The organism is Microcoleus sp. OTE_8_concoct_300 (assembly GCF_031383065.1).
Lineage (GTDB): Bacteria > Cyanobacteriota > Cyanobacteriia > Cyanobacteriales > Microcoleaceae > Microcoleus.
Map to the genome: position 1 here is coordinate 1 of NZ_JANMZH010000815.1, position 4,917 is coordinate 4,917.

General features: G+C 46.5%; 5 protein-coding genes and 1 pseudogene. All 6 read right to left on the reverse strand.

The window, feature by feature from the left end; genetic code table 11:
* Positions 1-262: pseudogene (locus ACUVJL_RS36180) on the reverse strand (photosystem II q(b) protein); the annotation flags it as partial.
* 642 nt (positions 263-904) lie between these two features.
* Positions 905-1,606, reverse strand: coding sequence for an RNA-guided endonuclease InsQ/TnpB family protein (locus ACUVJL_RS36185; protein ID WP_445250231.1), 702 nt, complete (start codon positions 1,604-1,606; stop codon positions 905-907).
* 69 nt (positions 1,607-1,675) lie between these two features.
* Positions 1,676-2,905, reverse strand: coding sequence for an IS110 family transposase (locus ACUVJL_RS36190; protein ID WP_445250227.1), 1,230 nt, complete (start codon positions 2,903-2,905; stop codon positions 1,676-1,678).
* Positions 2,906-3,187: 282 nt separating this feature from the next.
* On the reverse strand, positions 3,188-3,673 hold the full coding sequence (locus tag ACUVJL_RS36195) for a hypothetical protein (RefSeq protein WP_445250228.1): 486 nt from the start codon (positions 3,671-3,673) through the stop codon (positions 3,188-3,190).
* A 2-nt stretch (positions 3,674-3,675) separates the two neighbouring features.
* Complete coding sequence (locus ACUVJL_RS36200) at positions 3,676-4,131, reverse strand: hypothetical protein (protein WP_445250229.1); 456 nt, start codon at positions 4,129-4,131, stop codon at positions 3,676-3,678.
* 100 nt (positions 4,132-4,231) lie between these two features.
* Positions 4,232-4,771 carry a hypothetical protein gene (locus tag ACUVJL_RS36205; protein ID WP_445250230.1) on the reverse strand — a complete coding sequence of 180 codons (540 nt, stop codon included), beginning with the start codon at positions 4,769-4,771 and terminating at the stop codon, positions 4,232-4,234.
* Positions 4,772-4,917: the final 146 nt, after the last annotated feature.

The following is a 4,917-nucleotide window of genomic DNA, read 5'->3' on the forward strand; positions in this document are numbered from 1 at the left end:
CGTTTGACGAAGGAACAACTGCACCTGTGATGATGTTGTTACCAAACATTAAGGAACCAGCTACTGGTTCGCGGATGCCGTCAATGTCCACTGGAGGGGCTGCGATGAAGGCGATGATGTAGCAGATGGTGGCAGTTAGCAGGGTGGGAATCATCAAGACGCCGAACCAGCCTACATAAATGCGGTTGTCGGTTGATGTTACCCAGTTACAAAACTGTTCCCACAGATTGGCGCTTTCGCGTTGCTGTAAAGTTGTGGTCATTTGTTTATGATTGCTTTATTTGGTTGTCAATGTTCGGATGATGTTTATATTATTAACTGTATTGTTAACGTTTGTAAAGGGGTTTAGCGACAGTTAAACTGATGCAGGTAATAAGCTGAGGTTATATTGAGTCTAGGGATATCGACCTGGGGCATCATTGGCTATCAACTTTACCCGTCAATGACTTGCTGAACTTGTGGCGACACATTAGATAAGAAATTCAGCCCCGTCTCGCGCTCTACTTGCTACACAGGTACTAGACGAAGCTTTTTCATCCCTTGCCCTTGACGCTGCTATCGTTGGACCTCATCACGGCGATCGTCAATTCCACCTGATCGCTATCTTCCTCAGTCCAAACATTTTCACCCATGGTTTATCTGAATGTGGGCGTTGCTGCACTAAGGTATGATTAGTTCAAAGATAAGTTTTAACAAAAAAATTAACTAAAAGTCAGAGCCAAGAAAATGTCCTGCATTTGACACTCACCGCCCGATCGAACGTGCGGTGATTTTTTGCTTAACCACCCAGCTTGCGGAAATAGGCTTGCCCCTAAAAAAGCAGAGGCTAGATCTCCCGAAGCGTTCGGGTTTAAAACCCAAGTTCCCACCTGCCCGCTCGGTACTCAAAGCTAGCTCCAGAATATTAGTATAGCAATCCTCGCATCATTTGTGAATTTCTTACTCCCTCCCCGCAGGTTCGGGGAGGGTTGGGGAGGGGTAAAAAATTTACGACTCCTGCAAGGATTGCTATAGTGCCATTCCAGTTTCTGTTTAACACGAATCCACACTCACAAATGTGAGTTCTTGTAGACAGAGACTTTTTGATTAGAGTGCTGCAATTAGAGCATGGCTGCGAAGTATATGCCGGATTGACTGCAACAGTTATCCGACTATTCTTAAGGTCAAAATGCTCTAACCATTTTCTGAATATAAACCCACCTGCATCATTAACAGACTTGGCGAGACAAGGGTTTTTAACTAAGTTCTTAATCCTCAAATCGACAAGAGCGACCAAATCGTTAGATGGGATGCAGCAACGCGCCACTCTCTTGGCGTGAGCTTCACGTTGCCTACTTATTTTGAGGTGTACTCGCCCTAACTTATTAAGAGCTTTCTTGCGGTTAGGAGAGCATTTCTTTTTACTAGAAACACGGCGTCCGTGAAATTTCAACCGTTTCTCTCGGACTCGATCAAACTTTGGGCTAGATTCCGTGTGTCCATTGCTATCGGTGTAGAACTCTTTGATTCCTACATCTAGTCCTATAGTTTTCCCTGTTGGCTTCAAGGCTCCCTTGTTATCAGCATCAACCAAGAACGGAACATAGTAGCCATCGGCACGACACACCAACCTAACCCGTTTGAGCTGGTGTAGTTGAGAGAAGTTTAAATCCCACCTTCACTCTAGCAATTCTACTCAGACTTTGGATTCTAGATTTGAGATTTGGGGATAAACTAGCTCGTGCACAAGCTCTTTGAACAGCAACTTGACTGCTTTAGCCGCCACGCGCGATCGCACCAACTGCACCGGCCGCCCGCTCAGTTTTTCCGCGTCCATGATTTCTCCCAGCCGTGAGCCAATTTCATTATTTAGGCGCGTGCGCTGCGGTTCAATCCTGGTAAATACCCACAGCCACAAAGCTTTTCGACATAAATCTGAACCGCCGCTGACTCTCGACCTGTTGATGTCGCCACTGCTCTCTTGCGACGGTGCACAGCCCAATGCTTTACAAAAACGGCGCTGCGATAAATACCGCTTGGTAGGTTTGTGAGACAAACGACCGTTACGAATCTTCACATCAGGTTTACCGTCAGCGGCAAGGTAATTTTCAAACGGATAAATCTGAGAAAGCAGCAAAGCCTCGACTCGGCGGCCAAAACCAAAACGGGCAAAAACCTTGCGGTAGGGCAAAAACTGCGGCTCGCTTACAAGGAGAGAAAGTTGAAACTCCACAACCATTTCTTCGCGCTGGATGTCACAGATTCGCGCCGCGTGGAAACGAACGCCCTCATCTATTCCCAGCCCGATCGACTGTTCAAGCATCAAATCATACTTAGCTGACGGTCGTTGGCCGCAAAGCCACCCCCAAAATAAGGGCACTTTTTCACCCGATCGCACCGATCGCACGAGCGCCGCCTCTGGAAACTGCCACGCTAAATCTTGGCGAGCGCGGTTGATAATTGGCGACTGCACGCGGTTGAGGTGGGAGAGCCGCAGAACCAAGCGACGGATTTCAACAATGGGTTGCGTTCGGGCTTGCACGAATCGGCGGGGCGCTTCCAAGTAATCCCATCCATAAATCGCCAAAGCTAGAGCATCTGCGTCATCATCTTTGTCGGGCAGTCCTAAATGGTGCTCGCGGAATGAACGCAGCTCTTTGTGCCCGACGAGGCGAACTTCTACACCGACTCTGGCAAGGTGAGTTCCCCAAAGCAATTGGTAGTTAACCCCCGTGGGTTCCATTACAGCAATTGTGTTAGCTAAATCACCACCAATCAAAGTCAAAAGTCCACGAATTCCAAAAACATTCGCTTGAAATTTATGAAAATCGCAACCGTAATAAAATTGTCGAGGTTCAGTTGGTCTTTCTGTTAACAGGCAACAGGAAACTGAGGCCTTGCTAATATCAAGTCCGAGAATTTGCATGAAGTTTTTTGGGGTGATAATTTTTCCAAATCCCCACAGCAAAGCTTATGAATCACCCAAAGGCCACTAAGAGCCTAATTCACTCTTAAAGCGAAAACTTGCACGGGGAAAAATGCAATCAATCAAGTAGTGACCGAGCTTATGAAGGTAGAAAAGCCACTACGAGCTTGTTTCCTTTTTAAAGCCCTAAGTCACAACTCAATTAATTGACGGATGATTTGGACTCGATCCGCTACTCAAAAAGAGTTTCGGCCGCTAAGTCAAACAGCCATCATCAGGCGGTTATTCAGAAGAAAAAGGAACGGCATTAGCAAAATTATGCCAAGTTTTAAAGGAATTCTGAGCTTGAGTAAAAACGCCACCTACAACAGAATTATCCCAGTCAAAGTCACGAGAAGGTTCTGATACTTTGCGAGGCTTAACTACTAAAAAATCTCCAAATAAATCCTCCAAAAACCAATCATCTAAGCAGAGGATATCCCAGATTTGACGAAGGGTTTTGAACTTGCGGACACGGTGTCCCAAGCTAAGAAACCAGCCACCGCCAGGACACTTGCACAAATCAAGAAAAGCAGCTTGAGCAAGTGTAAGTACCCTTTTAAAGCTAGGGCGGGCAACAGGATTGATGTCCTTAGCTCGGTTAATGATTTGAGACTGAGCGCGAATGCGATCGCACATCTCATCATTCTGTTCGCGAAGCCGTTGAATCTCAACTTGAGCCGAAATTAATTGAGCCTGAAGTTGAGCGAGTTGCTCTTCAACATTCATAGTTAAAATTCGTGAGGATTGTCATCATCATCCGAACATTTAAAAGGGATAGGGTCAACTTCCGCCTCCACAACAACATCGTCGGACTCGTTGGTAGCTGCTGCTTTCAAGGCAATGTCCTCGCTAATCATCAGCGTGTATGATGCGGGGTCTATCCCTAATCGCTTTAAAAAGTCCTCCATGCGTCGCAACTGTTTTCTGGCGATGTTTATTTTATCCTGCAAAATATTAAGACTTCGCTGCTTGTTTTCACATTTGCGCTCTAATTCTTTCAAGTCTAAAACCAAGCGATTTTCGGCGCTGGCTTCTTTCAGTAGCTCGTCAATTTGCGCTTTCATAACTGGGTATTCTTGGGAAAGGCTGTCCACATCGGCGCTGATTTGAACCTCGCCTTGTTTGTCGAGCTGTCCCCAAGAATTGGCTTGGTAGGTGGGAACGGAAATTTTAACGTTGAACATTAGTTAACTATTGATTGTTGGCGACATTGAAGGAGGAAGCGATCGCCAGTTCCAATGACGATCGGGAGAAAGAATGATGATGGAAATATGAACAAACCATTTAGAACCCAGCATCACCTCCGGGAGGCGATCGGGCTGGTTGCATGCTACTGCCAGCGACGATGCAGCAAGTATGCGTTTGGTATGGATTTGGTATGCGTTTAGATTGCGTTTGGGCGGAGTTTGGTATGCGTTTAAGTTGCGGTTGACACGCAGTCATCGGCGGAAAGCTTGGGAGGCTGGGTTTGGGCAATCGAACACCGACACCTGCTGTAGAAAATTCGTCAGAATTACGGCGGTTTGTGGGATTGCCCAGGGGGCCAAACGTGGGGATAAAAAAGTTGGAAGTGTCGGAACTGTCACCAACTCGCAGAAGTTCCATCACTTCGGACGGATGCCAACCGATCGGCTCATACCAAGTGTGCGGGCAATGCGCCCACAGGCAAAACGAATCAAGCGATACTTGCAGCGGCTCATTATGTTCGGCGTTAACTTCGTTATGTTCGGGACTAACTTCGTTATGTTCAAAGTCCCAACGAGCGAGAGCCTCACGAAACGGATCAAGAAATTCAAAATCATCCGGGTCTGGCGGCTCATCCACCGATTCAATAGACCTCTTGCGAAAGTGCGCTCGTTCTAGGTAAAATAAAAGAAATAATTAGCTCCCATAAGATGAATTACGAACAAGTACAAAAGTTAAACCCCGCCGACTTTAAACGGTACTGTGGACTACATCAAGAGACATTC